The sequence below is a fragment of the Rhodococcus ruber genome (assembly GCF_016804345.1).
Lineage (GTDB): Bacteria > Actinomycetota > Actinomycetes > Mycobacteriales > Mycobacteriaceae > Rhodococcus > Rhodococcus ruber.
The window spans coordinates 5462368-5488044 of sequence record NZ_CP044211.1; the positions used below are offsets into that span (position 1 = coordinate 5462368).

Here is a 25677-nt window from a genome sequence, read left to right on the forward strand (position 1 = left end):
CGTCAGCCGCGTCAGGCCAACGCACGCAGGCGCGGCGCCAGATCACGCTCGAACAACTCCAGAAACCGCCGCTGATCGTGCCCCGGCGCATGGAACACCAGATGATTGAGCCCGGCCTTCACATACGCCCCGACCTGCTCGACCGCCTCGTCCGGATCCGACGCCACGATCCACCGCCTGGCCACCTGCTCGATCGGCAACGCATCGGCCGCCGCCTCCATCTCGATCGGATCGTCGATCGAATGCTTCTGCTCCGGCGTGAGCGAGAGCGGCGCCCAGAACCGGCAGTTCTCCAACGCCCGCTCCGGATCGGTGTCGTAGGAAATCTTGATCTCGATCATCTTGTCGATCCCCGCCACGTCCCGGTCGGCCTTCGCGGCGCCCTCCGCCACCGCCGGCAACAGCTTCTCGGTGTAGAGCTCCATGCCCTTGCCCGAGGTGCAGATGAACCCGTCCCCCGCCCGGCCCGCATACCGCGCCACCACCGGACCGCCCGCCGCGATGTACACCGGAACCCCGCCCTCGGGCACGTCGTAGATCGACGCCCCCTTCGCGGCGTAGAACTCGCCCTCGAAATCGACCCGCTCCCCCGTCCACAACGCCCGCATCAGCCGCACCGACTCGCGCAACCGCGCGAAGCGTTCCTTGAACTCCGGCCACTGGCCTTCGTACCCGGTGGCGATCTCGTTGAGCGCCTCCCCCGTGCCCACCCCCAGCATGACCCGCCCCGGATACAGACACCCCATCGTCGCGAACGCCTGCGCGATCACCGCCGGGTTGTACCGGAACGTCGGCGTCAACACACTCGTGCCCAGCTGCAACCGCGACGTGCGCTCGCCCACCGCGGTCATCCACGCCAACGAGAACGGCGCATGCCCCCCGCTGTGCCGCCACGGCTGGAAATGATCCGACACCGTCGCCGAATCCATCCCCCGCTCCTCCGCCAGCACCGCCAGCTCCACCAGCTCCCGCGGCCCGAACTGCTCCGCCGACGCCTTGTACCCCAACTTCAGACCCTGCGACACCACGAACTCCTCGTCGTCGGAACCTCGGAAACGGCGGCAGGACGCGCCGCGGCGTGCAGCCGCGAATACACGTCCTGCCGTTGTCGTTTCCCGTTACTTGATGGCGAAACCGCGATAGCCGTCGGCTGCGACGTCGTCGCAGATGTCACGGTAGGTGTTGAGCCCACCGACGTAGGACATGATCACCTGCGGCTTGCCCGGCACGTTGGCGCCCGTGTACCACGAGTTGCCCTCGGGGTAGAGCGTGCCCTTCGCCAGTTCGTTGTTCAGGTCGGTCCAGTCGTGCGTGTACGGTTCGAGCGCCTCGAAGCGGCGGGCGCCGCGCTGCTCGAGTCGTTCGATGCAGTCGGCGGTCCACTCCACGTGCTGTTCGATCGCGCACACCACGTTGGTGAGCACGTTCGGACTGCCGGGGCCGGTGAGCATGAACATGTTCGGGAACCCGTCGACGGCGATTCCGAGGTACGTGACGGGGCCGTCCTGCCACTTCTCCTGCAGCGTCTGCCCGCCCACGCCGGAGATGTCCATCTTCAGCAGCGGACCGGTGATCGCGTCGAACCCGGTGGCGAGGACCACCGCGTCGAGCTCGTGCTCCACGCCCCCGGTCCGGATTCCCTTGTCCGTGAACTCCTCGAGCGGCGCCTCGCGCAGCGACACGAGCTCGACATTGTCCCTGTTGTAGGTCTGGAAGTAGTTGGTGTCCAGCGTGATCCGCTTGGCGCCGAGTGGATGGGTCCGCGGCGACAAGCGTTCGGCGAGCTCGGGGTCCTGCACCACAGCACGGATCTTGCTGCGGAAGAACTCCGCGATGGTCTCGTTGGCCTCCCGATTGGTGAACAGGTCGGGGTAGGCGGCGATGAGGTCGATCGCCCGGTGCCGGTTCCACCGCTCCTCGTAGGTCGCCCACCGCTCCTCCGGGGAGTGATCAAGCGCGCTGACCTCGAGGGTGTCGGTGTACTGGCCCGACGGTGTGGTCTTCGAGGTCGCCTTGAAGGTCTCGATGTTCTCCTTGAACTCCCGCTTCTCGTCCTCGGTGAGGGGACGGTTGCCACAGTCGAGGCTGAACGCCGGCGTCCGCTGGAACACGGTCAGCTTCTCGGCCTGCTCGGCGACGAGCGGGATCACCTGGACGCCGGACGAACCGGTGCCGATCACCCCGACGCGCTTGCCGGTGAAGTCGACGCCCTCACTGGGCCAGTCGGCCGTGTGGTACGTCGCGCCGCGGAAGTTCGCCAGGCCCGGGAAATCCGGCGTCTGCGACGTGGACAGACAGCCGACCGCGGTGACGAAGTACTTGGCGACGGCGACGTCTCCGGAGTCGGTGGTGATCGTCCACCGGTCGGTGTGGTCGTCGAACCGAGCCGAGTCGACCCGCGTCCGGAACCGGAAGTGCTTCTTCACATCCAGCCGGTCCGCGGCGAAGTTCAGGTAGCGCAGGATCTCCGGCTGCGCGGGATAGCGCTCGGTCCACTCCCACTCGTCGATGAGTTCGGGCGAGAACGTGTAGGCGTATTCCATGCTGATGCAGTCGCATCGAGCCCCGGGGTACCGGTTCCAGAACCAGGTGCCGCCGACGCCCTCGGCCGCCTCGAAGGCGCGGACCGTCAGTCCCATCTCCCGCAGCCGATGCACCATGTAGATGCCGGAGAATCCGGCACCCACCACGATCGCGTCGAATTCCTCTGCCGCCTTCTCGAATCCCATGCCGGCCTCCGTCCTCATCGGGCGATGTCCGCGCCGGAGAGCACGTCCTCGACCGCTTCGACGACGTAGTCCATGCCGTCCTTGGCGCCCGGCAGGACGTTCACGAACTGGAAGAAGCCGTGCATCTGTCCGGTGAACACCTTCTCGCGCACGGGGATCCCCGCCGAGCGGAGCGCCTCGGCGTACTTGCGGCCCTCGTCGTGCAGAACGTCGTGCTCGGCGAGCAGCACCGCGGCCGGCGCGACACCGGTCAGCGATTCGGCGTTGATCGGGGCGACCTCCCAGCGGGTGCGGTCCTCCGCCTCGGGCACGTACAGGTCCCAGAACCACACCATCGCGTCGCGGGTGAGCATGAGCTCGTTCGCGGGATCGAGGTAGCTGGGTGTGTCGAAGTCGCAGTCGATGACGGGGTAGGCGAGGAACTGCAGGGCGAGTTCGGGACCGTTCTCCCGGACGGCGCGCTGCGCGACCACCGCTGCGAGGTTGCCGCCGGCGCTGTCACCGCCCACGATCAGCGGGGCGTCCGCGGCCGCGTAGGTGGCCCGGTTCGCCGCGAGCCACTGCAACGCGGCCCAGGCGTCGTCGGCGGCGGCGGGGAACAGATGCTCGGGGGCCAGGCGGTAGTCGACGAGGGCGACGGCGCAACCGGTGCGTTCGGCGAGCTGCCGTCCCAGCGTGTCGTAGCCGTCGAGGCTGCCGACCACCCAGCCGCCGCCGTGCAGGTAGACGATCACGCCGCGGGCGTCGCCGGTCGGGACCAGCACGCGAACCGGCACCTCGTGTCCGTCGGCACCGGGGACGGTGATGTCGTCGACTCGGGCCATCTCCGGTCCGGGGCCGCACAGCTCGATGAAGCCGTCGCTCAGCGTGCGCGCCTCCTGCGGGCTCATCTCGTGCAGCGGAGGGCCGCCTGCCTCGGCCATCTGGGTGAGGAACGCGGTGGTGGCGGAATCGAGGGCCATGGCATCTCCTTCGTGTGCGGCATGGGTTTCGACAGACGTCGACAACTCCCGATCGGATGCGCAGAGTCGGCGCCCAGCGAGTGATGTACATCACCATAACCATACGCATGATTATTTGCAATACCGCGCGGCAGAGCCCTTTATCTATGCGCATGATTGGGCTAGCTTGGAAGAGAGTTCCGGGGGGCGTCTCCCCGCATCTGCCGTCTCCCCGCATCTACTACGGAAGGCCACCGACCATGACTGCCGGAAACCAGGACACCGCGCTGCAGAGCCCCATCGACACCGTCGTCTCCGACCGTGCCTTCCTCGAGTGCCCGCGCTGGCACGACGGACGGGTGTGGGTCTCGGATCTCTACCGGCACGAGGTGATCTCGATCGGTTCCGACGGTGCGGTCACCGTCGAGGCCACCCTCCCCGGCGACGAGCCGTCCGGGCTCGGCTGGCTGCCCGACGGGCGCCTGCTCATCACCGCGATGGAGTCCGGGCGGATCATGCGCCGCGAGCACGACGGCGAGATCGTCGTCCACGCCGATCTCTCCTCGGTCGCGACCGGCAAGCTCAACGACATGGTGGTCGCCGAGGACGGCACCGCCTACGTGGGCAGCTTCGGCTTCGAATTCAAACGCGACACCCCGATCGCGCCGGCCAACCTGATCCGCGTCGCGCCGGACGGCTCCTTCACCGTCGAGGCCTCCGACCTCCGCTTCCCCAACGGCATGGTGATCACCCCCGCCGGCACGCTGGTCGTCGCGGAGAGCATGGGCAACAAGCTGACCGCCTTCGACATCGGGGCCGACGGCCGGCTCGATGGGCAGCGCACCTGGGCCGCGTTCGGACCGGACCTGCCCACCGAGTCGGTCAAGGCCGCGATGAGCGCCGCGGCCGTCGCGCCGGACGGCATCTGCCTCGACAGCGACGGTGCGGTGTGGGTCGCCGACGCTCTCCACCGGCGGGTCATCCGCGTCGAGGAAGGTGGCACGATCACCGCCGAGGTCGTGTTCCCGACCGGGGTGTTCGCGTGCATGCTCGGCGGGCCGGAAGGCAACACCCTCTACGCCTGCGCGGCGCCGAACTCCTCGGAGGCCGCCCGTCGTCATACGCGCGACGCGAGCCTGCTCGCCACCCGCGTCGGCGCCACCCACGGCGGTCGCCCGTAGGACGGCCCTCAGGACGTGCGAAAGGGCGGCGATTCGACGAATCGCCGCCCTTTCCCGTTCGATCAGTAGGGCGCGTACGCCGCCGCGGAGGCCGGCTGGTCGAGCACGCGGTCCACCGTGATGTCCTTGCGCTCGATGAGCAGCGCACCGTCGCGCTCGGCGAACGTGTCGGCGTAGCGACCGTACAGCCGCTGCGTGCCCTCGGGCCCGGCCACCGTCGCCTCGAAGTACGCGTCGACCCGCACCCGGCCGTCGCCCTCGCCGGACACGCGGACGTTGGTGATCGCGTGACGGGAGAACTCCGCGCCGGACTCGGCGAAGGCGCGGTAGACCCCGAGGAACTCCTCCGGCCCCACATCCTCCTTGCCGTTCTGGATGATCGAAACGTCGTCCGTGATCAGGGCGCGCAGGGCGTCGAGGTCACCCTCGTCCACGGCGGATGCATACGCGTACATCAGGTCTTCCGCGCGGCGGGCGAGGTCGGGGGATACCGCAGTCATGTCGGGTCCTTCGCTTTCGTCGGTGCCGGATACCGGGGTGCGCCCTCGTCGCGGACGCACCCCGCACCCGTCGTGGATCAGGGAAGCTGGATCAGCTTGGTCTCGAAGAACGCATCGAACCCTTCGATGCCGCCCTCACGGCCGAGACCGGACTGCTTGTAGCCGCCGAAGGGCTGCACGACGCACATCGCGTAGCCGTTGACGGAGATCTGCCCGGTGCGCACCCGTCGCGCGATGCTCTGGGCCAGCTCCTCGTCCTTCGCGTAGACGGAGCCGGACAGGCCGTAGTCCGAGTCGTTGGCGATGGCGACGGCCTCGTCGATCGAATCGAACGGGATCACCACCAGCACCGGTCCGAAGATCTCCTCCTGCGCGATGCGCATGTCGTTGGAGACGTCCGCGAACAGGGTCGGTTCGACGTACCAGCCGCGGTCGAGGTGGGCCGGCTTGCCGCCGCCGGTCACCAGCCGGGCGCCTTCCTTCTTCCCGACCTCGATGTAGTCGAGCACCCGCGTCTGCTGACGTTCGGCGGCGAGGGGTCCGAGGACCGTGTCCTCGTCCCGCGGGTCACCGACCTTCACGCTCTCCATCACCGCCTTGATCGCCTCGACGACCTCCTCCTGGCGCTCACGCGGGACGATGATGCGGGTGAGGGCGGCGCAGACCTGCCCCGAATGACCGATGCCGCCGAACACCATGCCGGGCAGGAAGGTATCGAGGTCGATGTCGTCGGCGATGATCGCGGCCGACTTGCCGCCGAGTTCGAGGGTGACCCGCTTGATCCGCTCTGCGGCCCGGCTCATGACCACACGACCGGCCGCCGTGCTGCCGGTGAAACTGATCTTGTCGACGTCCGGGTGGCTGACGAGGTAGTCACCCACCTCCCGTCCTGCCGGGACGACGCCGATGACGCCCTCGGGCAGGCCCGCGGCGTCGAGCGCCTCGGCCAGCATCATCATGGTGACGGGCCCCTCCGGGGCCGGCTTGAGCACCACCGTGCAGCCCGCGGCGAGCGCAGGCGAGATCTTCAGCGAGCCGGTCGCGACGGGACCGTTCCACGGGACCACGACCGCGACGACGCCGATGGGCTCCCGCACGATCTTGCCGTGCCCGCCCTTCCAGGTGCGCTCCTCCTCGAACGCGAAACGCTCGTGGAACGTGGCCGCGTCGTCCCACATGTCGACGGCGTTCTGGTGGAACAGCGTGGACACCGCTGCGGGAGCGCCCAATTCGAGGGTGAAGGCCTCGGCCATCTCCGGGATCCGCTTCTTCACCTCGTTCCCGACGCGCACGAGGATCTCCGCGCGCTCGGCGGGCGTCATCCGCGGCCAGGGGCCTTCGTCGAACGCCTTGCGCGCCGCCGCGACGGCGCGGTCCATGTCGGCCTCGCGCGCTTCGGGCACGGTCGCGATGACCTCACCGTTGATCGGGGAGATCACCTCGATCACCGCGTCGCTGGACGGCTCGACCCACGATCCGCCGATGAACAGCTTGTCGTAGCTCTTCAACTGGATGGGAGTGGCTGTGGTCATGCTGTGTTCCTCCACTCGACCGCGGACTCTCGCCACGGCGACTCGCTGGATGGGATGGGAGTACTACTTCACTGCCGGCGCCGGCGCCTGCAGGGGCGCCGACAGATCCCGGATCGCGTCCGGATCCACGCCGGCACGACGATCGATCGCCATGCGGGCTTGCACCATGTGCCGGGGGGAATCGACGCTCAGGTGCGCGGTGAGCTGCCCGGCGGCATCGAACCAGGCCGCACCCCACTTGCCGTCCGCACCCTCACGGAACACCATATCGTCGGATTCGCTTCTGTGTCCGACGAATTGGATCTTGTGCCCGAACTGGTCGCTCCAGAAGTACGGGATCGGGTCGAAGACGGGCGGCGACTGCGGCCTCAGGAGTGCACCGGCGACCGTCGCCGGTCCGGTGCGCGCCTCGTCCCAGTGCTCACCACCGAGTCGTGTCCCGAACCGGGGCGACCAGCGCATCGCGACGTCGCCGACGGCGAACACCGACGGGTCGGAGGTACGCAGCGACTCGTCGACGACGACCCCGCGATCGATCTCGAGACCGGAGCCGGTCAGCCAGCCCACGTCGGGCCGCACTCCGATACCGGTGACGACGACGTCCGCCGGGAGCGCGGTGCCGTCGTCCAGCGTCAGTCCGCCGGGCGTGATCTCGCCGACGCCGGTGCCGCAGCGCAGATCGACCCCGTCCCACCACGCGTGCAGCCGCTCGGCCACCTGCGCGCCCAGCGGTCCCGCGAGCGGCCGGGGCCCGGCTTCCACGCAGGTCACCGAGCAGCCCAGAGCCAGTGCGGTCGTGGCGATCTCGGCGTTGATCCAGCCGGCACCGACGAGGACGACACGGGCTCCCGGGCGTAGCTCGGCGCGAAGACGCTCGGCGTCCGCGGCGGTGCGCAGCACGAGTTGCCGGCCGGTCCCGGGCAGGGTGACCGGGGCCGCGCCGGTCGCGACGACCAGCGCATCGTAGGAGTGCTCGCCGGCATCGGTGCGCACCACCCGGGCGGCGGTGTCGAGCGACCGGGCCCGGACCCCGAGGCGCAGTTCGACACCGAGCGCCGCGTAGTCGACGTCGAACGTGGTGTCCTGCGGCTCGGCGAGTGCGGACTTGCTCAGCGACGGCCGGTCGTACGGCGGGGTGGGCTCGGCGCAGAGCAGTTCGAGCTCACCGTCGAAGCCTTCGGCGCGCAGCGCCTCACACGTGCGGAGCCCGGCGAGGCCGCCGCCGACGACGACGATTCTTCGGCCGTTGAACACGGCGTTCCCCTGTCCTGTCGATGAATCGGATGATGCGGTGGACGTGCTCGGCACCCCTCAGTACAGGGTGTAGTCCGACAGCACCCGCGGGCCCGGCGTGTAGGTGGCCGGGATCCGCTGCCAGCCCATGTTGGTGCCCTGGTGCGGGTACCGCTCGAGCGCGGAGAAGTCCACCTCGTAGTCGGGCATCCGCTCGAGAATCTGGCTGATGAGCGTCTTGGACATGTATCGACCGAGATGCGATCCGGCGCAACGATGTACACCGATCCCGAAGGCGGTGTGCCGGTTCGGCCACCGTTCGATGTCGATCTCGTCCGGGTTCTCGAAGAGCTTCTCGTCGCGGTTGGCCGACGACCACGACAGCAGCACCCGGTCGCCCTTCTTCATGGGGCAGCCCTGGAAGTCGGTGTCCTTGGTGACGGTCCGGGCGAGCGCCTGGGTGGGCGAGAAGTACCGCAGGAACTCCTCGACGGCGTGGTCCATCAGACTCGGGTCGTCGATCAACCGCTGACGCACGGCCGGGTGCTCCGCGAGCCACACGAGGGCCTGGCTCACCAGGGACGCGGTGGTTCCGACACCGCCGGCGAGCAGCAGATCGACGATCGAGTACATCTCGAAGTCGTTGAGCGGACGGCCGTCGACCTCCTGCTGCACGAGGTAGCTGATGATGTCGTCGGTGGGGTTCTCGCGTCGCGCCCGGATGGTCTCGCGCATGCGATCACCCAGGTACGGGAAGTCGACCTCCATTGCATGGCGGTAGTCGTCGCTTCCCGGAATGCCGGCGAGTGCCTGGTGGTGCGCATGGGAGTAGCGCTTCCAGTCGGCCAGGTCGAGACCGAGCCAGTCCACCGTCACGATGGACGGCACAGCGATGACCGAGGTGAGGTCGCATTGCCCGTCCTCGATCACGCTGTCGATGAACCCGGCGGTGTGGCGGTCGACGAGGGCCTTCATCCGCTCGACGGCCGCGGGCGCGGTGATCGGGTTGACGATCTTGCGGTACTTGCGGAACTCCGGGGGATCGAGCTCGATGGGGATGTGGAAGTGCATCGGAGTCTTCGGGATGACGACCGAAAGACCTTCTCCCCCATATTCGTTACGAGCCGACGAGAACGTCTCGTCGTCACGGGCGGCCTCGAAGACCGAGTCGTAGTCGCTGAGCACCCAGTACCCGCCGTGCGCCTCCGTCCAGGCGACTCGCTCGTTCTGGCGAACCTTGCGGTACGAGGCGACCGGATCGGCAGAGTGCTCCTGCGAATTGTGGTCGAAGTTGATGACGGGGCAACGATTGCGGCTGTCCATCGCGTGGACCCTCCTGCGTCGGATCGGGCATCTCCTGCTAATGGTTATAACAGATGATATAGTAGTGTAGATCACACCGCCAGCCCGGCCATCAAATCAAATGTTCAACGAGCTGGCATCCTCGATATCCGGATGACGGAAGGAGCGACCGATGAAGGTTGTTGTCGACGAGAACCACTGCCAGGGCCACGGGCTGTGCTTCATGACCTCCCCCCAGGTCTTCGCGCTGCGCGAGGAGGACGGCCACGCGTACGTCCTGCCCGGGGGCGACGACCCGGCCAACGAGCACGCCGCACGCGAGGCAGCCGCGTCCTGCCCCGAGCGTGCGATCTCCGTCGTCACCGAGTGACGACGCCTTTCGATCGGCCGGCACACGACGCAGGAAGGGGCCCCGGATACGTATCCGGGGCCCCTTCCTGCGCCTGCGGTGGGCCTCAGCCTTGCGCCTGCGGTGCGCGTCAGCCCTGCGCCCGCGGTGGGCCTCAGCCCAGTGCGCGGTCCCACTGGATGACCTGATCGAGCAGGTCGGGGTACTTGCGCTGGGCATACCGCCGGTAGGCGTTGATGTGGTCGCGCATGCGTTCCTCGGAGCCGATCTCGTCCCCCTGGGAGAGCGACTCGTAGATCCGGGTGTGCGCGACGATGATCGCCTCGCGCCGGTGCGGTGGGTAGTCGATGCCGACCGCCGTGCCGTCCATGATGCCGAGCAGGGAATCGACCATGTACCCGAACAGCGGATTGCCCGAGGACCAGGCGATCAGGTCGTGGAAGCTCTTGTTCGCCTCGAGGAACTCGTGCTGGTCACCGAGCGATCCGTGCATCCGGTCGATGGTTTCCTTCAGATCGACGAGCGTCTCGCCGCTGATGCGCTGGGCGGCCAGCCGGCTGATCATCGGCTCGAGGGCGGTGCGCGCCTCGATGATGACGCTGAACGGGGCGTCCTTGAGCTGCATGAGGAGGATGAGCGAACTCGCAAGATGGGACGCGTCGGGGTCCAGCATCACCGGCCCGCCTCTCGGTCCCGGCTTGAGAGCGATGACCCCCTGGAATTCCAGCAATCGCAGGGCTTCCCGCAGTGTGCCACGACCGATCTCGTACTTCTCGAGCATGATCCGCTCCGACGGCAGCAGATCGCCCGCCGCCAGATTCTGCCTGGTCGCGTCCCTGATGATGTGCTGCGCCACCACCATGGCCGCTTTGGGCGCCCGTCCTGTGATCATCGCGCCTTCTCCTCCCCGGAGCGCCCGCCGGCTCGGGAACGCCGTCCGGAGCGGACACTCCCCACTTCCCGCCGAGCCAAAATAATGCTAACGATTATAACGTACAGTTCGTGTGTCGGGCCGGAAAAGATGCGCCGAGCGAGCCGCATCTCCCAGGTACCCGGCCCAGCCGAACCGTGAACCTCGATCGAAGGAGTTCCGATGAGCAGCCCCGCCTCCACCACCACGAGCGTCGTTCTCGACTCGGTCGACTCGAGCCTGTGGATCCGGCTCAACCGGCCCGAGCGCCGCAACGCGTTCGACGCCGAGATGTGCGCGGTCATGGTCGACGCGCTCCACAACGCCACCGAATACCGCTCGGTGGTCATCACCGGATCCGGTGGAAGCTTCTGCGCCGGCGGGTCGCTCGGACAGCTCAGTCAGCCGACCGTCAAGGAACTGCGCGGTCTCTACCGGTCCTCGCTCGAACTGTTCGACGCGATCCGCACCTGCCCCCGGCCGGTCGTCGCGGCCGTCAACGGTGCCGCGGCGGGCGGCGGCAACGAGCTGGTGGTGGCCTGCGACCTCGCCGTCGCCGCCCGCTCGGCGACCTTCGGGCAGACCGGCCCCCGCGTCGGTAGTTCTCCGGTCAGCGGCGCCACGAACGTGATGGGCGTTCAGATCGGCGAGAAGCGCGCCAAGGAACTGTCGCTGCTGTGCCGGCGCTACCCGGCCGAGCGCGCGTACGAGATGGGACTGGTGAACGAGGTGGTCGACGACGAACTCCTCGAGGAATCCGTCCGTTCGCTGTGCCGCGAGTTCGAGGCACTGAGCCCGCGGTACCTCGAGATCACGAAGGTCAGTTCGAACATCTGGTGGAACTCCGCCCGGGACTCCTTCAGCAACGGCCTCGGCATGCTCGTCCAGGCGATCGGCAGCGCCGACATGGTCGAGGGCGCGCAGGCATTCCTGGAGAAGCGCAAGCCGCAGTTCCCGCCCGCCGAATAGACACACGTTCGATAATGGTGCACATCAATGTGCACAATCGCGTGCACAATGAGTACAGTGCACATTTCGGATCGACCGGGGACGTAGCCCAGCCGATCCGCCGACACGGCGAGCACCCGCTCCGCCGTGAGAGCCTCCGCTTCCCGGAAGTCAGGAGGCCGAGAGGCTGAGGAGGCTTTCGTGGCTGCAATGTCGAGAGGCCCGAAGACGTCGCTGGTGGTAGCCCAGCAGATCGTCCGGGATACGGCGCGAAAAGGTCTGCAGCCCGGGGACCTGCTGCCCCCGGAGAAGGCGATGCTCGAGGAGTACCAGATCGGCCGCGGGACCCTGCGCGAGGGACTGCGGCTGCTCGAGTTCCAGGGCATGATCGCCCTCAAGCCGGGACCCAAGGGCGGTCCCGTCCTCCTCGACCCCGACGCGTCCCACCTGGCGAGCACCATCATCCTGCTGATGCAGCTCCAGAACGCCTCCCTCAACACCATCGTGGAGGCCCGCACCGCCCTCGAGCCCGTCATCTGCCGCCTGGCCGCCGAGCGGATCAGCGACGAGAACCTGCAGGAGCTGAAGCAGTCCGTCGACCGGATGCAGCAGTCGTTCGACACCGCGGACATCGACACGTTCCTCAAGACGAACAAGCAGTTCCACGACGTCATCGCCTGGTCCACCGGCAACGCGCTCTTCGGCTACCTGACGGACGCGCTGCTCCGGATCACCGGCGGCACGGTGATGGGCGTCGACCATCCCGCCCCGCTGCGGGAGACGACGCTCAAGGCGCACACGCAGATCTACGAGGCGCTGAATTCGCACGACGCGGACCTGTCCGAGGACCGGATGCGCGACCACATCAACGAGTACGTCCGCTACGCCGAGCGCAAGTTCCCCGAACTCCTGAGCCAGGTCCTGCCCTGGAACCAGGCGCTCGGCGGCTGACCACGACCGCCGGCGACGTCCGGCGACACGGACCCCAGCGGGCCCGCACCGAGCACCGGCTCGGCGCGGGCCCGCCGTCGTTGCGGGCCGTCCCGCCGCCCGCCCGGCCTCCCGCGCCCCGCTTCCCTCGCGCTATTGCTTATATCCATGCGTATGGTTATGGTGATAGCGATCACATGCACACATCGCGATCACATCCGTCGAGCCCGCGCCGGAGCCCTGCCCCGGCCGCCGCTCGCGCCTTCACCCCGTCACGAGGAGAAGCCATGAAGACCATCGGAGCGCTGCTGTGGGAGCCGGGAACCCGGTCCGGTTGGAGCGTCGAGGAAATCGAGATCGATCCCCCGAAGAGCCGGGAGGTGCGGGTCAAGCTCGCCGCCTCCGGCATCTGCCACAGTGACGACCACGTCGACACCGGCGACATCCCCCTCGACTGGGCGCCGATCATCGGTGGCCACGAAGGCGCCGGTGTGATCGAGGAACTCGGCCCGGACGTCACCGGTTTCGAGGTCGGCGACCACGTCGTCCTGTCCTTCCTGCCGTCCTGCGGCCACTGCAAGATGTGCACCATCGGCCGTTCCAACATGTGTGAGATGGGTGCCGGCGTGCTCGCGGGCTACGCACCCGACGGCACGCACCGCGTCCACGCCCGCGGCCGGGGCGTCGGCCCGTTCTCCTACCTCGGCACCTTCTCGCCGTACGTCGTGGTCAACATCGACTCGTGCGTGAAGATCGGCAAGGACATCCCGCTCGACAAGGCCGCACTCATCGGCTGCGGCGTGCCCACCGGCTGGGGATCGTCCGTCTACGCGGCCGACATCCAGCTCGGTGACACCGTGGTCGTCATCGGCACCGGCGGTGTGGGCATGAACGCCGTTCAGGGCGCCCGGCACAAGGGCGCCAAGAACATCGTCACGATCGACCCGGTCGAGTTCAAGCGCGACCAGGCGAAGATCTTCGGTGCCACCCACACCACCGAGAACTTCGACCAGTGCCGCGAGGTCGTCGATCAGCTCACCGACGGCCAGGGCGCCGACGTCGTCATCATCACGGTCGACATCGCCTACGGGCACCTGCTGAACCCCGCCCAGGAGATGACCCGTCGCGGCGGCACCCTGGTGCTCACCTCGGCGGCGCCGGTCACCCAGCGCGACGTGCCGTTCGACCTGTTCACCTTCGCGATGTCGGGCAAGCGCCTGCAGGGCACCCTGTACGGCACCACGACGGCGCGCCGCGACATCCCGCTCATCGCCGACATGTACCGCCGCGGCGAGTTCAAGCTGGACGAGCTGGTCACCAAGACCTACAAGCTCGAGGACATCAACACCGCGTTCAAGGATCTCCGCGACGGCAAGAACATCCGCGGCGTCATCATGTACGACGACTAGATCGGCACGCGCGACTGCGCGGGTGATCCGCGCCCGGCACCCGGGCCGGGACGGAGTCGACACTCCGTCCCGGCCCGTCCGTGTACCTCCGACAGGAACAGAGCCGATGACTGCCTCGAATCTCGCGGACCTCGATTCCGCCGCCCTGAGCCGCCTCGTCGCCAAGGACGAGATCCGGGATCTCGCAGGGTGTTACGCCCTGGCCGTCGACGACCACGACATCGACGCCGTACTGTCGATGTTCACCGAGGACGGTGTCTTCGAGGTCGCCGGCACCGAACTGTGCGGTCGTGAGCAGATCCGCCCCTTCTACGTCTCCAGCATGGACCGTTACCACACCATGCTGCACACCCCCGAGATCCACCTCGTCACGATCGAAGACGACTCGCACGCAAGCGGAATCATGACCGGCCACGCCGAACTGGCCGTCCACGACACGCTGATGATGACCGCCTTCCGCTATCGGGACCGGTACGTGCGGCGGGACAGCACATGGCTTTTCGAAAGACGCACCGTATCGTTCATGTACGCGGTACCGTTCGAGTCGATGGGCTCGAGTTTCCGTACCACCAAACGGATTCGGTGGCCCCAGACCCGATACACCGAAGCCGACTATCCGGAGTCGGCTCCCACCTGGAACACCTACCGCTGACGGCGGATCGGGCCCGTCGGCGGCCCCGAAGGAGCAGCTATGACAGGACGGGTAGCAGGTAAGGTCGCGTTCATCACGGGGGCGGCCCGCGGCCAGGGACGCAGTCACGCGATCCGCCTCGCCGAGGAGGGCGCCGACATCGTCGCTCTCGATGTCGCCGAGGAGATCGAGAGCGTCACCCGCTTCTACCCCGGCGCCACCGAGGAGGACCTGGCCGAGACGGTGCGCGCCGTCGAGGCCCTCGACCGCCGGATCATCGCCCGCAAGGCCGACGTCCGCAACTTCGACGCCGTGAAGGCCGTCGTCGACGAGGGCATCGCCGAACTCGGCCGGATCGACATCGTCGCCGCCAACGCGGGGATCTTCCTCTTCGGCGACGAGACGCACCTCGTCACCGAACGCGACTGGGACGACGTCCTCGACATCAACCTCAAGGGCGTGTGGCACACCTGCAAGGCCGTCACCCCGCACCTGATCGAGCAGGGCACCGGTGGCTCGATCGTCATCACCAGCTCCACCGCAGGCCTGAAGGGCACGCCGAACGTGGCGCCCTACACCGCGAGCAAGCACGCCGTGGTCGGCATGATGCGCACGCTGGCACTGGAATTGGGGCCGCACGGCATCCGCGTCAACACCGTGCATCCCACCGGCGTCGCCACGGACATGATCCTGAACGAATCCTGCTTCCGGCTGTTCCTCCCGGACGTGGAACATCCCACGCAGGAACAGGCCGCACCGGTCTTCGCCACCACCAACGTCCTGCCCGTGCCGTGGATCGAACCGATCGACATCTCCAACGCGGTGCTCTACCTCGCCTCCGACGAGGCCCGGTACGTCACCGGCACCGAACTCAAGGTCGACGCCGGCTACACCCTGCGCTGATCCGGCCGGACGAACGGGAGACCTCATGACCGCAAGACTCGACACCCCGCGTCTCGATCCCGCCCGCCCCGCCGAGGTCGCCGAGCGCTGGCTCGCGGATTTCGCCGATGCACTCCGGTCGGGCGGTACCGGCGACTATCCGGATGCTCTCGCCACCGACGCATGGTGGCGCGACCTGCTCGCCTTCACCGGTGATCTGCGCAGCCTGCACGGCGAATCGGCGATCCGCCCGCTGCTCACCGGCGCGGCGGACCTCGAGGTCCGCGACGAGGCACTCGATTCCGCCGCCCCGCCGGTTCTGCTGCCCACCGGCGACGGTCCGCCGGTGATACAGCTGCTCTTCCGCCTCACCGTCCGCTTCGGACAGGTCCGTGGCGTCGCGCGCCTGACCCCGGACGAGACGGACCGCTGGCGAGCGATCGCCGTGCTGACGGCCCTCGACAGTCTCGCCGGAGCCGAACCGGCTGTCGGAGAACGTCGTCCGATCGGCGCCCCGGAACCCGAGGAACGCGTCACCGCCCACTGGGGCGACCGCCGCCGTCTCGCGAACGAGTGCGCCGACCGGGATCCGGACGTCCTCGTGATCGGTGCCGGGCATTCCGGCCTCGGACTCGCCGCCTACCTGGGCGCGATGAACGTGCACACGCTCGTCGTCGAACGCAACGAGCGCGTGGGCGACAACTGGCGCAACCGGTACGACTCGCTGGTGCTGCACGACCCCGTGTGGTCGAACCATCTGCCGATGATGCCGTTCCCACCCACCTGGCCCGTGTTCACCCCGAAGGACAAGATGGGTGACTGGCTCGACATCTACGCCCGGGCCCTGGAACTGAACGTGTGGACGCGCACGGAACTGGTGAGTGCCTCGTACGATCCGGCGACGAGGCGCTGGGAGGTGCTCCTCGACCGCGGCGGCGAACGGCGCGTACTGCATCCACAGCACGTGGTCCTGGCCACCGGACTGAGCGGCACCGAGCCGCTCGTCCCGGACATCCCCGGGACCGGAGAATTCGCGGGCGAACTGCTCCATTCCGGCCGGTACGCGACGGACCCCCGACGGAGCGGCCGGAACGTCGTCGTCATCGGCACCGGGAACAGCGGCCACGACATCGCGCAGGACCTCTACAACACCGGCGCGAACGTGACCCTCGTCCAGCGGGGTCCGACCTACGTCGTCGGCGGCACCACCGTGGTCGACGTCATGCTGAAGCCGGCCTACGGCGAGGACACCGCACCCACCGAGATCGCCGACCTCGTCGGGGCGTCGTTCGCGCGACGGGACGAGGGATTCGTCGACGGTCTGCGTACCGCGGTCGCGGCGATGGCCGACATCGATCGTGATCTGCTCGATGCCCTGAGCGCCCGGGGATTCCGCCATCACCTGGGCGACGGCGGGACCGGAGCGATGAACCTCTTCCTCACCCGCAACGGCGGCTACTACATCGACGTCGGCGCCTCGCGGCTCGTCGCGGACGGGTCGATCGGGCTGGTCGCCGGGAAGACCGTCGAACGATTCGTCCCCGAGGGTGTCATGATGTCGGACGGCACCGTCCTGCCCGCCGACACCGTCGTGTTCGCCACCGGATTCCGGGGCATTCTCGACACTGCCCGCCGCGTCCTGGGCGACGCGGTCGCCGACCGGTGCGGACCGGTCTGGGGCCTCGACGACGAGGGCGAGATCCGGTCGGTGTGGCGACGTTCCGGCCACGACCGGTTCTGGTTCAGCGGCGGCAATCTCACGTTCGCCCGGATCTACAACAAGTACCTCGCACTGCAGATCAGAGCCGACCTGGACGGCATCGACCTGCCGTCCGTTCCCTGACCCATCCCCTCGAGTACACGGAGACCGACACATGCGCGCCGACGACATCAACGAGATCATCCGCGTCACCCACCTCTACGCCCGGGGTCTCGACCGGTTCGACCCCAAGGAAGCCCTGTCCGCCTTCGCACCCGACGGGGTGTGGGACGCCAGCGCCGTGGGCCTGACCCGGTACGAGGGCCACGAGCAGATCCTCGACTTCTTCGAGCGGGACGCACAGGCGGTGGACAAGCAGTTCCACATCATCACCAATCACGTGATCGACTTCGAGGACGACGACCACGCCACCGGTACGAATTACGTCTTCTCCGAAGCGGAGATGAAGAACGGCGCCGCTATCAAGGCGATCGCACTCAACGAGGACCGCTACGTCCGCACCGCCGACGGCTGGAAGATCGCCGAGCGGATCATCACGGGTCTCACCACGCCGCAGATGGACGGCTTCGACGCCTGACCACGACGGCGAGATACGCGGCCGGGGTGGGGACTTCGCAGTCCCCACCCCGGTCGCGTGTCCCGGTCGGGTTTCCCCGATCAGATGTCCTTGGTGATCTCGTAGAAGTCGAACGAGACGCCGGCCTGCGCGAAGTTCTCGAGGTCGGCTGCGCCCTGCTGTCCTTCCGGCGACGCCATGTCCGCGAGCATGGCTTCCTTGCTGTCCCAGTCGCAGACCGCGACCAGGAAGTGCGGCGGGGTGCTGCCGTCGGGAGTGGAGCACACACCCCATTCGTAGTTCCGGATGCCCTGCTGCTTCAGTGCGAGCTTGGAGTGCACGTTGCGGTAGTGGTCGAGGAACTTCTCGGGATCCTCGGGGTGGTTGTAGGCGGCGACGAGTCGGTACATGTGGACCTCTTTCGATGATGGGTTCGGACATTCTCCGGGCGGCGGACCCGCACGCGGGATGGTGGAGTGGTCCCGCACGCAGCAAGAAGGCAGGAAAGCCCGCCACATATATTCGCTTTCCGTCTTTGATTATATCCATTCGCATTGATAGAGTGATACCCGTCACAGACTTTTTTCCGCGCCGGCCGATCAGCCGGGCGGATCACGCTCCCGCCGGACCCACCGAATCCGCGAGTCCGGCGGCAACATCGGCACATCCGATCGAATCCCCAGTCAGAGAGGCCATCCGATGACTGCAACTCCCACCCCCACCGCCGCTACCGAGGTCGATGCCGTCGTCGTCGGCGCGGGCTTCGCAGGCCTGTACCTGCTGTGGAAGCTGCGCCGCCACGGTTACACCGCCGTCGCCCTCGACAAGGGCAAGGAGGTCGGCGGCACCTGGCACTGGAACCGCTACCCCGGCGCCCGCTGCGACGTGGACAGCCACGACTACTCCTTCGGGTTCGACGAGGATCTCGAGCAGGAGTGGGAGTGGAGCGAGCGTTACCCGTCGCAGCCCGAACTGCAGGCGTACCTCTCGCACGTCGCCGACCGGTTCGACCTGCGCCGCGACATCCGGCTCGAAACCGCCGTCACCGAAGCCCGATTCGACGATGGCGAGCAGAAGTGGCACGTCCGCACCGACCGGGGCGACGAGTACGTCGCTCGGTTCTGTCTCATGGCCGTCGGCTGCCTGTCGGTACCGAAGGACGTCGACGTCCCCGGCCTCGACAAGTTCCAGGGACCGATCTACCGCACCAGCGCGTGGCCGGAGGAGGGGGTGGACTTCACCGGTCTGCGGGTCGCCGCGGTCGGTACGGGTTCCTCCGGGGTGCAGGCCATCCCGGAGATCGCCAAGCAGGCCGGCACGCTGACCGTCCTCCAGCGCACCGCCAACTTCGTCATTCCCGCCCGCAACCACAAGCTCGACCCGGAGTTCGTCGCGAACGTCAAGGCGAACTACCGCGCGCGGCGCCAGGCCTGCCGGACCGCCGCCGCCGGCTGCATCCGCGACGACAACCCGAAGGCCGCGTACGACGTCAGCGACGACGAGCGGTGGGCCGAGTACGAGAAGCGCTGGCAGGGCGGCGGCATCGCCTTCCTCGGCGCGTTCGCGGACCTGATGGTGGATCAACGGGCCAACGACTCGGCGTGCGACTTCGTCCGGGCCAAGGTCGACGAGATCGTCGACGATCCGGACGTCGCGGACAGCCTCAAGCCGTTCGGCTACCCGATGGGCGCGAAGCGGCCCGTCATCGGCACGGACTGGTACGAGACGTTCAACCGCGACAACGTCGAACTGGTCGACCTGCGGAAGAAGCCCCTCGACAGCTTCACCGAGCACGGCATGCATCTCGCCGACGGCACCGAGTACGAGTTCGACGCCGTCGTGCTCGCCACCGGGTTCGACGCCTTCACCGGCGCGTTCACGCAGATCGACATCCGCGGCCGCGGCGGTCTGCCGTTGCGGGAGGCGTGGCAGGAGGGCCCGAAGACACACCTGGGCCTGGGCACCGCGGGCTTCCCCAACATGTTCATCATCGCCAACGTCGGCAGCCCGTCGGTGCTGTCGAACATGGTGACCGCCATCGAGCAGCACGTCGAGTGGACGGTCGAGACCATGGATCACATGCGCGAGCACGGACTGACCACGATCGAGGCCACCGAGGAGGCGCAGAACCAGTGGGTCGAGACCGTGGAGGAGATCGCGAACATGACCCTGTGGCCGCAGGGTGAGTCCGGATCCTGGTACCGCGGGCAGAACATCCCGGCAAGCCGCAGATCTTCATGCCCTACGCCGGCGGCATCGTGCTCTACGAGCAGACGTGGAACGAGGTCCGCGACGCGGACTTCAAGGGATTCGTCCTGGCCTGATGTCGGGGCCTCGCGCCGGGCGATCGCGACCAGCGATCGCCCGGCGCCTTTCGCTGCGTCGCTCGTATCGCGCGGGTGGATCTCGCACCGAGCGGGAGGATCTCGCGCCGAAACGCGAGACGCGACGACGACAACCTCCCGCTCGACGCAGCAACATCCCGCTCATCGCCGACGGACACCGAAACGGGGGTGCAGGCCCGAAGCCCGCACCCCCGTCTCGGTGTCCGTCAGATCAGCTTCGCGAGCGCGTACGCCTGACGGGTGGCGAACACCAGCCGCCGCGGCGCGTATGCGTCACCGAGAATGTGCACCTCCCGCTCGCCCTCGGCCGCCGGGCCGTCCTCGAGACTCTCGTACAGGTCGGCGTCCCCGATGCCACCGCAGGCGAGCACCACCGAGTCGAAGCCGTCCACCTGGTAGGTGCGCCCCGAATAGACGTTGCGGGTGACGACCCCGGTCGGGGTGATCTCGACGACGTCCTCCATGAACCGGTACTGCACGCCCTTCTCGTCGAGGCGCCCGAGGATCGCGCCCACGATGTAGCGGCCGAGCAGCTGCCCCGCGACCTGGGTCGCGTAGACGACGGTGACGTCGTGCCCGCGATCGGTGAGGAAGTCGGCGAGCGACAGCGGCGGCATGTGGTCGTCCTGCGCGACGATCAGGACCCGCTTGCCGACCACGGCGTCGCCGTTGAGGACGTCGCGGATGTCGGCGACATTGTCGCCGTAGACACCCGGGATGTCCGGGATCCGGCGGGTGGAGCCGGTGGCGACCGCCACCACGTCGAATCCCGCGGACTCGATCTCCGCCTTCGTCGCCGCGTGCCGGTAGGCGACCTTCACGCCCGCCCGCTCGAGCCGGCGCTGCTGCCAGTCTATGTACTTTTCGAACATGTCGTACGTGGGGGCGTTGATCGCGGTGCGCAGTTGGCCGCCGAGCACGTCGGACGCCTCCCACAGCTCCACGTCGTGGCCCTTCTCCCGGGCCAGGGCCGCGAACTCCATGCCGGCCGGACCACCGCCGACGACGAGCACGCGCCTGGGGTCGGTCACGGTGGGCCACGGCCCGTCGACCTCGTTGCTGGTGACGGGGTTGACCGCGCAGCCGAACGGCAGCCCCTCGACGTAGCGGCGGCTGATGCACTCGTTGCCGCCGACGCAGGGCCGGATCTCGTCGACGCGGCCGGTGCGGACCTTCTCGACGATCGACGGCTCGGCGATGTGCGCACGAGCCATGCCGACGACGTCGGCGTCGCCGGCCGCGAGGATCCGTTCGGCGACATCGGGGTGATTGATCCGGCCCGTGTGCACGACGGGCAGCGACACCGCCCGCTTGAGCTGCCCGGCGAGGTCGCTCCACTGACCGGCCTCGTAGAAGTGCGGCTGGATGTAGGACGGGTTGCCCCACGGGCTGCCCACCACGCCGTGGAAGTAGTCGACGAGTCCGGTGCTCTCGAGGTACTGCGCGATCTCGACGGCGCCGTGGATGTCGTATCCGCCCGGCACCTCCTCGCGCAGGTTCAGGCGGATGCCGATGACCATGGACGATCCGATCACGTCGCGGATGGCCCGCAGCACCTCGACCGGGAACCGGCAACGGTTCTCGATCGAGCCCCCGTACTCGTCGTCACGCTTGTTGGTCAGCGGCGACAGGAAGTACTCCAGCAGATCGTCGTGGTTCATGTGGAGTTCGACGCCGTCGAGACGTGCCTTCTGGGCCTGCTCTGCACAGAACTTGTACTGACCGACGAAGTAGGCGATCTCGTCCCGGTTCAGCTTGTGCGGAACGTTGTTGATCACCGGGGCGCTCAGGACCGACGACGCGCCGTGCGGCATACCGCCCTGGTGCACCATCTGCCCCGTCGCCACCGCACCCTCGGCGTGCAGGGCATCGGAGTACGCCTGCACCCGTTCGACGAAGAATGGCAGGCTGTAGTGGCCTTCGACCGTGGCACCCACGCCGGTGGGTTCGAACCCCGGGATCACCCCCGTGTTCGGCACCCACGCGCTGAGGCTGTCGAACCATGCGGCTCCGCCCCGGGCCCGGGACACGTAGTAGGCGAGGTTGCGTTCGGCGTCGGCCTCGGACCCGAAGATGTTGCCGATCGCCGACGCGTGCGGCGGCAGCACCACGCGGTTGCGCAGCTTCATCGGGCCGATCTGGAACGGCGAGAGCAGATGGGCGTAGGCGGAGTCCGGATCCGCGGTCATTTCGTTCACCCTTGTTCGGTCGGGGCCCGAGCGAGCCGCCGCGTCCGTCGCCCGGCATCCTGGTCGAGTCGTGACTGACCGCGATTCGGACGGGACGGACTTCCAGGACGACTCGGTTCGGGCTGTCCAGCAGGCGCTGGAAGGCTTCGGGATCGTTCGGAGCATGGCGCGCCGCGAACGCCGGGTAGAACCAGCGTTTGGTCTCCGCGTCGGCGTGGACGGTGACACGGCCGCGGACCGCGAGCATCCTCCTGCCGGGCAGTCCGGTGCCGGCATTCGAGACCACCAGCGTCACGCGGGGTTCGCGCGTCGCTGCCCGGACGTGGGCGCGGTCCTTCGCGGCGGTGAGCCAGAACCGGTCGCCGTGGTGCAGGTAGCTCATCACCACCCCCCGGCCGGCCACCCGGCCGCGGTGGTGAAGGCGAAGGTGCATTCGGTCTGCGCCGCTACGAGTTCGGCGATGCCGTCCTCGTCGACCCGTAGCGTGCGCAGGTCCTCGTTGTCGTCGATGCCGACGGCCATCTCACATCACTTCACGTATGCGCCGGCGTCGACCGGGAAGGTGACTCCGGTGACGTACGCGCCTCGTCGCTGCCGAGGAACAGCACCGCGTTGCTGATGTCGATCGATTCGACCCACGGCACCGGCAGCGTGTTCAGCGACATGAACCCGGCATCGCCTTCTCCTGCGACGGCTCCGGATCCCGGGCGAGAACATCCCGTACGTCCGGGGTTCTGGATCATGATGGTGTCGACGTTCGTCGGGTGGATGGTGTTGACCCGGATGCTGTAGGGGCCCAGCTCGTTCGCCATGGTGCGCATGAGTCCGACGATGCCGTGCTTGGCCGAGACGTAGTGGGCGACCTGCTGGATGCCCTTGAGTCCGCCGATCGAACTGGTGAACATGATCGAACCCCGCGGCCCTGCTCGATCATCGTGGGGATCGCGACGACGGCGGTGTTGTAGACGCCGGTGAGGTTGACGTCGATCATGTCCCGCCACTGCTCGGCGGTGAGCTCCCACGAACGGCCGTAGGTGGCGATGCCGGCGTTGGCGACCACGATGTCGACGCCGCCGAGCTGCGCCACCCCGTCGTCGAAGGCGCGCTGCAGCGCCGCGCGGTCCCGGACGTCGGCGCGGTGGGCCACGATCCGGCGGTCGAGGGCCTCGACGAGCCGGACGGTCTCCTTCAGCTCGTCCTCGGTGGCCAGCGGGTAGTACGGGGTCACCGTGTCGATGTTCTCGCAGATGTCGACCGCGATGATGTCGGCGCCCTCCTCGGCGAGCCGCAGCGCGTGGCTGCGGCCCTGGCCGCGGGCGGCCCCGGTGATGAACGCGACTTGCCTTCTACTCGTCCTGCCATGGTTGACGCTCCTCTCGTGGAAAACGATGTCTAGTGATCGGCGGGGACCAGGACGGTCCCGGTGCCTTCGAGAACGCGCGCGCCGCCCAGGACGTCGAGCGTGAGATCGCAGCGCACCAGGAGGCCGTCGGCGGTGTCCTCGACGTCGGTCACCACCCCTGCGGCCGCAGCCGGTCCCCCTCGAACACGTTGCCGAGGAATCGGAACCGGTATCCGGTGACCCGGTCCACGCCGCCGGCCCAGGACCCGAGCATGGACACGACGTAGGCGATGTTGCTCGGCCCTGATTGACCGTGCGCTCCCGAGGCCCAGCGCAGCCGCGGCGTTCCGATCGAAATGGATCGGGTTCGGGTCGCGCATGAGCGCCGAGAGGGTCTTCATCCGGGCCGGATCCACCGCATCGACGGTACGTTCGGAATCTGCTGCCCGACAGCCGGTTTCATGAGATTTCTCCTCGGCGGGGGAACACGATCGAGTTGGTGGTGGAGGCGCACAGCGCCCCGTCCTCACCGTGCAGGTCGAGGCGGTAGCCGACGATGTCGAAGACGCCGGTGCGCCGGCCCTTGCGCGTCGCGGAGACGATCTCGCCCGAGACGCGGTAGGCGCAGCGCCGGTGCACGACCGTCTCGGTCTCGCCGGCCATCGGTCCGTCGGCCTCGGTGGCCCGAACACGGCGAACAACTCGTCCGCGCTCCAGCCATCGCGCCGGTGGCGACGAGGAACACCAGCACCGGGTGCGCGCCGCGTCGGCGGGGTCGGCGAGCATGCTGTCGAGGACGAGTGCACCCACCACGGCTCGAGCGTGGCCTGCCGCCGGGAAGCGGGTGCCGACGAGGTCGGCGAGCTCGGCTTCGGTCGGCACCCGGCGTCCGGTGTCCACGGTCATCGGGCGCCGTCGTCTCGAGGTACGGGGCCCGCAGGTCCGCTTCATGATCTTTCCGGTCGGCGCCTTCGGCAGGGCGTCGACGAAGTCCACCGAACGGGGCTTCTGGTAGGAGGCCAGGTTCCGCTTGGCGTGTCGATGATCTCCTGTTCGGTGGCGGTCTGCCCGGGCTTGAGGACACGACGGCCTTGACGACCTCGCCACTCGTCGTCGGGGATGCGATGACGGCGCATTCGAGGACGGCGGGGTGGGCGCCGATGGTCCTCGACCTGGATGCTGTAGATGTTCTCGCCGCCGGAGATGATCATGTCCTTGGCCGGTCCACGATGTAGACGTAGTGGTCCTCGTCCCAGACCGCGACGTCGCCGGTCCACATCCAGCCGTCCCGCAGGGTCTGTGCGGTCAGTTCCGGCTTGTTCCAGTAGCCGGCATGTTGGCTTCGGAGCGGACCCGATCTCGCCGGGGGTCTTGCCGTCCTTGGGGACCTCGTTGCCGTCGAAGTCGACGACCCGGATGGTGGTGCCGAAGCCTTCCCGCCACAGACTTGAGCCGGTGCTCGTTGATGCCGTTGACCGGTCGAGGTGGTCCTCCTGGGACAGGAACGACATGGTCGTGCCTCGGTCTGGCCGTACCCCTGGATGAGGGTGCAGGGGAACGCCTCGAGCGCGCTCGGACGATCGCGGACGGCATCGGGCCGCCGCCGTACTGGATGTTGCGCAGGCTCGACAGGTCGTAGGAGTCGAAGTTCTCACGGCCATCATCCAGTTCAGCATCGTGGTGATGCGAGGAACGCCGAGACCCGCTCCGACTCGATGATTCGAGCGCCTGCTTGGCCTCGAAATTGACCAGCACGACCGGACATCCGTGCTTCATGTAGTTCATCGAGAGGACCACCGGGATGTGGTACATCTGGCCGGTGAGCATGTAGACGTCGGTCGGCACGACCCGCTCGGCGACGGTCTGGTTGAGCATGCCGGCGGCCGCGCTGGTGTGCGAGTGCAGCGCACCCTTGATTCTCCCGTGGTGCCGCGGTGTAGAGGATGAAGAACGGGTCGTCTCCCCGACGCTCGGCGTCCAGATCGGTTCGGCCGGGCTGGAACTCGCGAGCAGCTCTCGTACGTCCCGTTACCCCCCGGACCGAACTC

The 25677-nt window shown here is 68.0% G+C and carries 20 protein-coding genes and 5 pseudogenes; 10 read left to right on the plus strand and 15 right to left on the minus strand.

Annotated features, from left to right (window positions below; genetic code table 11):
* Positions 1 to 11: 11 nt before the first annotated feature.
* From fgd to F1734_RS25105, 3 genes are all read right to left on the minus strand, one after another.
* Positions 12 to 1025 (minus strand): glucose-6-phosphate dehydrogenase (coenzyme-F420), encoded by a 1014-nt coding sequence (fgd, locus tag F1734_RS25095; RefSeq protein ID WP_026137550.1) that lies wholly within the window; start codon positions 1023 to 1025, stop codon positions 12 to 14.
* 93 nt (positions 1026 to 1118) lie between these two features.
* Positions 1119 to 2729, minus strand: a complete 1611-nt coding sequence (locus F1734_RS25100; protein ID WP_010593991.1) for a flavin-containing monooxygenase — start codon at positions 2727 to 2729, stop codon at positions 1119 to 1121.
* Between the two features lie 14 nt (positions 2730 to 2743).
* Positions 2744 to 3691: an alpha/beta hydrolase gene (locus F1734_RS25105; protein WP_203011200.1), complete on the minus strand. Its 948-nt coding sequence runs from the start codon at positions 3689 to 3691 to the stop codon at positions 2744 to 2746.
* 239 nt (positions 3692 to 3930) lie between these two features.
* On the opposite strand from F1734_RS25105, the gene F1734_RS25110 reads away from it, so the two are divergent.
* Positions 3931 to 4851 (plus strand): SMP-30/gluconolactonase/LRE family protein, encoded by a 921-nt coding sequence (locus F1734_RS25110; protein WP_010593993.1) that lies wholly within the window; start codon positions 3931 to 3933, stop codon positions 4849 to 4851.
* A gap of 62 nt (positions 4852 to 4913) precedes the next feature.
* Here F1734_RS25110 and F1734_RS25115 read toward each other — a convergent pair whose 3' ends face one another.
* From F1734_RS25115 to F1734_RS25130, 4 genes are all read right to left on the minus strand, one after another.
* The gene (locus F1734_RS25115; RefSeq protein ID WP_119700138.1) at positions 4914 to 5351 is read right to left on the minus strand and encodes a nuclear transport factor 2 family protein; all 438 of its coding nucleotides are present in this window, start codon (positions 5349 to 5351) and stop codon (positions 4914 to 4916) included.
* Positions 5352 to 5428: 77 nt separating this feature from the next.
* A complete protein-coding gene (locus tag F1734_RS25120; protein ID WP_203011201.1) occupies positions 5429 to 6883 on the minus strand; it encodes an aldehyde dehydrogenase in 1455 nt (484 codons plus the stop codon).
* Positions 6884 to 6946: 63 nt separating this feature from the next.
* The gene (locus tag F1734_RS25125; protein ID WP_010593996.1) at positions 6947 to 8137 is read right to left on the minus strand and encodes an NAD(P)/FAD-dependent oxidoreductase; all 1191 of its coding nucleotides are present in this window, start codon (positions 8135 to 8137) and stop codon (positions 6947 to 6949) included.
* Positions 8138 to 8194: 57 nt separating this feature from the next.
* Positions 8195 to 9439, minus strand: coding sequence for a cytochrome P450 (locus tag F1734_RS25130; RefSeq protein WP_054374580.1), 1245 nt, complete (start codon positions 9437 to 9439; stop codon positions 8195 to 8197).
* A 151-nt stretch (positions 9440 to 9590) separates the two neighbouring features.
* Here F1734_RS25130 and F1734_RS25135 point away from each other — a divergent pair, with 151 nt between their 5' ends.
* Positions 9591 to 9788, plus strand: a complete 198-nt coding sequence (locus F1734_RS25135; protein WP_003938422.1) for a ferredoxin — start codon at positions 9591 to 9593, stop codon at positions 9786 to 9788.
* Between the two features lie 133 nt (positions 9789 to 9921).
* Here F1734_RS25135 and F1734_RS25140 read toward each other — a convergent pair whose 3' ends face one another.
* Entirely contained in the window at positions 9922 to 10629 is a 708-nt protein-coding gene (locus F1734_RS25140; RefSeq protein WP_010593998.1) for a FadR/GntR family transcriptional regulator, read from the minus strand.
* A 231-nt stretch (positions 10630 to 10860) separates the two neighbouring features.
* Between F1734_RS25140 and F1734_RS25145 the strand changes: the two genes are divergently transcribed.
* The 7 genes from F1734_RS25145 to F1734_RS25175 all read left to right on the plus strand — a co-directional run bounded on the left by F1734_RS25145 (position 10861) and on the right by F1734_RS25175 (position 17774).
* Complete coding sequence (locus tag F1734_RS25145) at positions 10861 to 11646, plus strand: enoyl-CoA hydratase/isomerase family protein (RefSeq protein WP_010593999.1); 786 nt, start codon at positions 10861 to 10863, stop codon at positions 11644 to 11646.
* A 189-nt stretch (positions 11647 to 11835) separates the two neighbouring features.
* A complete protein-coding gene (locus tag F1734_RS25150; protein WP_203011971.1) occupies positions 11836 to 12576 on the plus strand; it encodes a FadR/GntR family transcriptional regulator in 741 nt (246 codons plus the stop codon).
* A 266-nt stretch (positions 12577 to 12842) separates the two neighbouring features.
* Entirely contained in the window at positions 12843 to 13964 is a 1122-nt protein-coding gene (locus tag F1734_RS25155; RefSeq protein ID WP_203011202.1) for an NDMA-dependent alcohol dehydrogenase, read from the plus strand.
* Positions 13965 to 14070: 106 nt separating this feature from the next.
* Positions 14071 to 14616 (plus strand): nuclear transport factor 2 family protein, encoded by a 546-nt coding sequence (locus tag F1734_RS25160; RefSeq protein ID WP_010594002.1) that lies wholly within the window; start codon positions 14071 to 14073, stop codon positions 14614 to 14616.
* Between the two features lie 39 nt (positions 14617 to 14655).
* Positions 14656 to 15498: a mycofactocin-coupled SDR family oxidoreductase gene (locus F1734_RS25165; RefSeq protein WP_203011203.1), complete on the plus strand. Its 843-nt coding sequence runs from the start codon at positions 14656 to 14658 to the stop codon at positions 15496 to 15498.
* A gap of 25 nt (positions 15499 to 15523) precedes the next feature.
* The gene (locus F1734_RS25170) at positions 15524 to 17320 is read left to right on the plus strand and encodes a flavin-containing monooxygenase (protein ID WP_059174527.1); all 1797 of its coding nucleotides are present in this window, start codon (positions 15524 to 15526) and stop codon (positions 17318 to 17320) included.
* Between the two features lie 31 nt (positions 17321 to 17351).
* The gene (locus F1734_RS25175) at positions 17352 to 17774 is read left to right on the plus strand and encodes a nuclear transport factor 2 family protein (RefSeq protein ID WP_010594004.1); all 423 of its coding nucleotides are present in this window, start codon (positions 17352 to 17354) and stop codon (positions 17772 to 17774) included.
* Positions 17775 to 17854: 80 nt separating this feature from the next.
* On the opposite strand, the gene F1734_RS25180 is transcribed toward F1734_RS25175, so the two are convergent.
* Positions 17855 to 18163, minus strand: a complete 309-nt coding sequence (locus F1734_RS25180; protein ID WP_003938431.1) for an EthD family reductase — start codon at positions 18161 to 18163, stop codon at positions 17855 to 17857.
* Positions 18164 to 18452: 289 nt separating this feature from the next.
* Here F1734_RS25180 and F1734_RS25185 point away from each other — a divergent pair.
* Positions 18453 to 20077, plus strand: a pseudogene (locus tag F1734_RS25185) (flavin-containing monooxygenase).
* 227 nt (positions 20078 to 20304) lie between these two features.
* Here the strand turns inward: F1734_RS25185 and F1734_RS25190 are convergent.
* The 6 genes and pseudogenes from F1734_RS25190 to F1734_RS25210 form a co-directional block, all read right to left on the minus strand.
* Positions 20305 to 22287, minus strand: coding sequence for an oxidoreductase (locus F1734_RS25190; RefSeq protein WP_203011204.1), 1983 nt, complete (start codon positions 22285 to 22287; stop codon positions 20305 to 20307).
* 7 nt (positions 22288 to 22294) lie between these two features.
* Positions 22295 to 22809: pseudogene (locus F1734_RS26505) on the minus strand (pyridoxamine 5'-phosphate oxidase family protein); the annotation flags it as partial.
* 11 nt (positions 22810 to 22820) lie between these two features.
* Positions 22821 to 23192, minus strand: a complete 372-nt coding sequence (locus F1734_RS26600) for an SDR family oxidoreductase (protein ID WP_420803901.1) — start codon at positions 23190 to 23192, stop codon at positions 22821 to 22823.
* A 65-nt stretch (positions 23193 to 23257) separates the two neighbouring features.
* Positions 23258 to 23761 (minus strand): annotated as a pseudogene (locus F1734_RS26605) (SDR family NAD(P)-dependent oxidoreductase); the annotation flags it as partial.
* Positions 23680 to 24092: pseudogene (locus tag F1734_RS25205) on the minus strand (MaoC family dehydratase). The pseudogenes F1734_RS25205 and F1734_RS26605, both read right to left, overlap by 82 nt.
* Positions 24089 to 24535: pseudogene (locus F1734_RS25210) on the minus strand (hypothetical protein). The pseudogenes F1734_RS25205 and F1734_RS25210 overlap by 4 nt, the downstream one beginning before the upstream one ends.
* Positions 24536 to 25677 lie beyond the last annotated feature (1142 nt).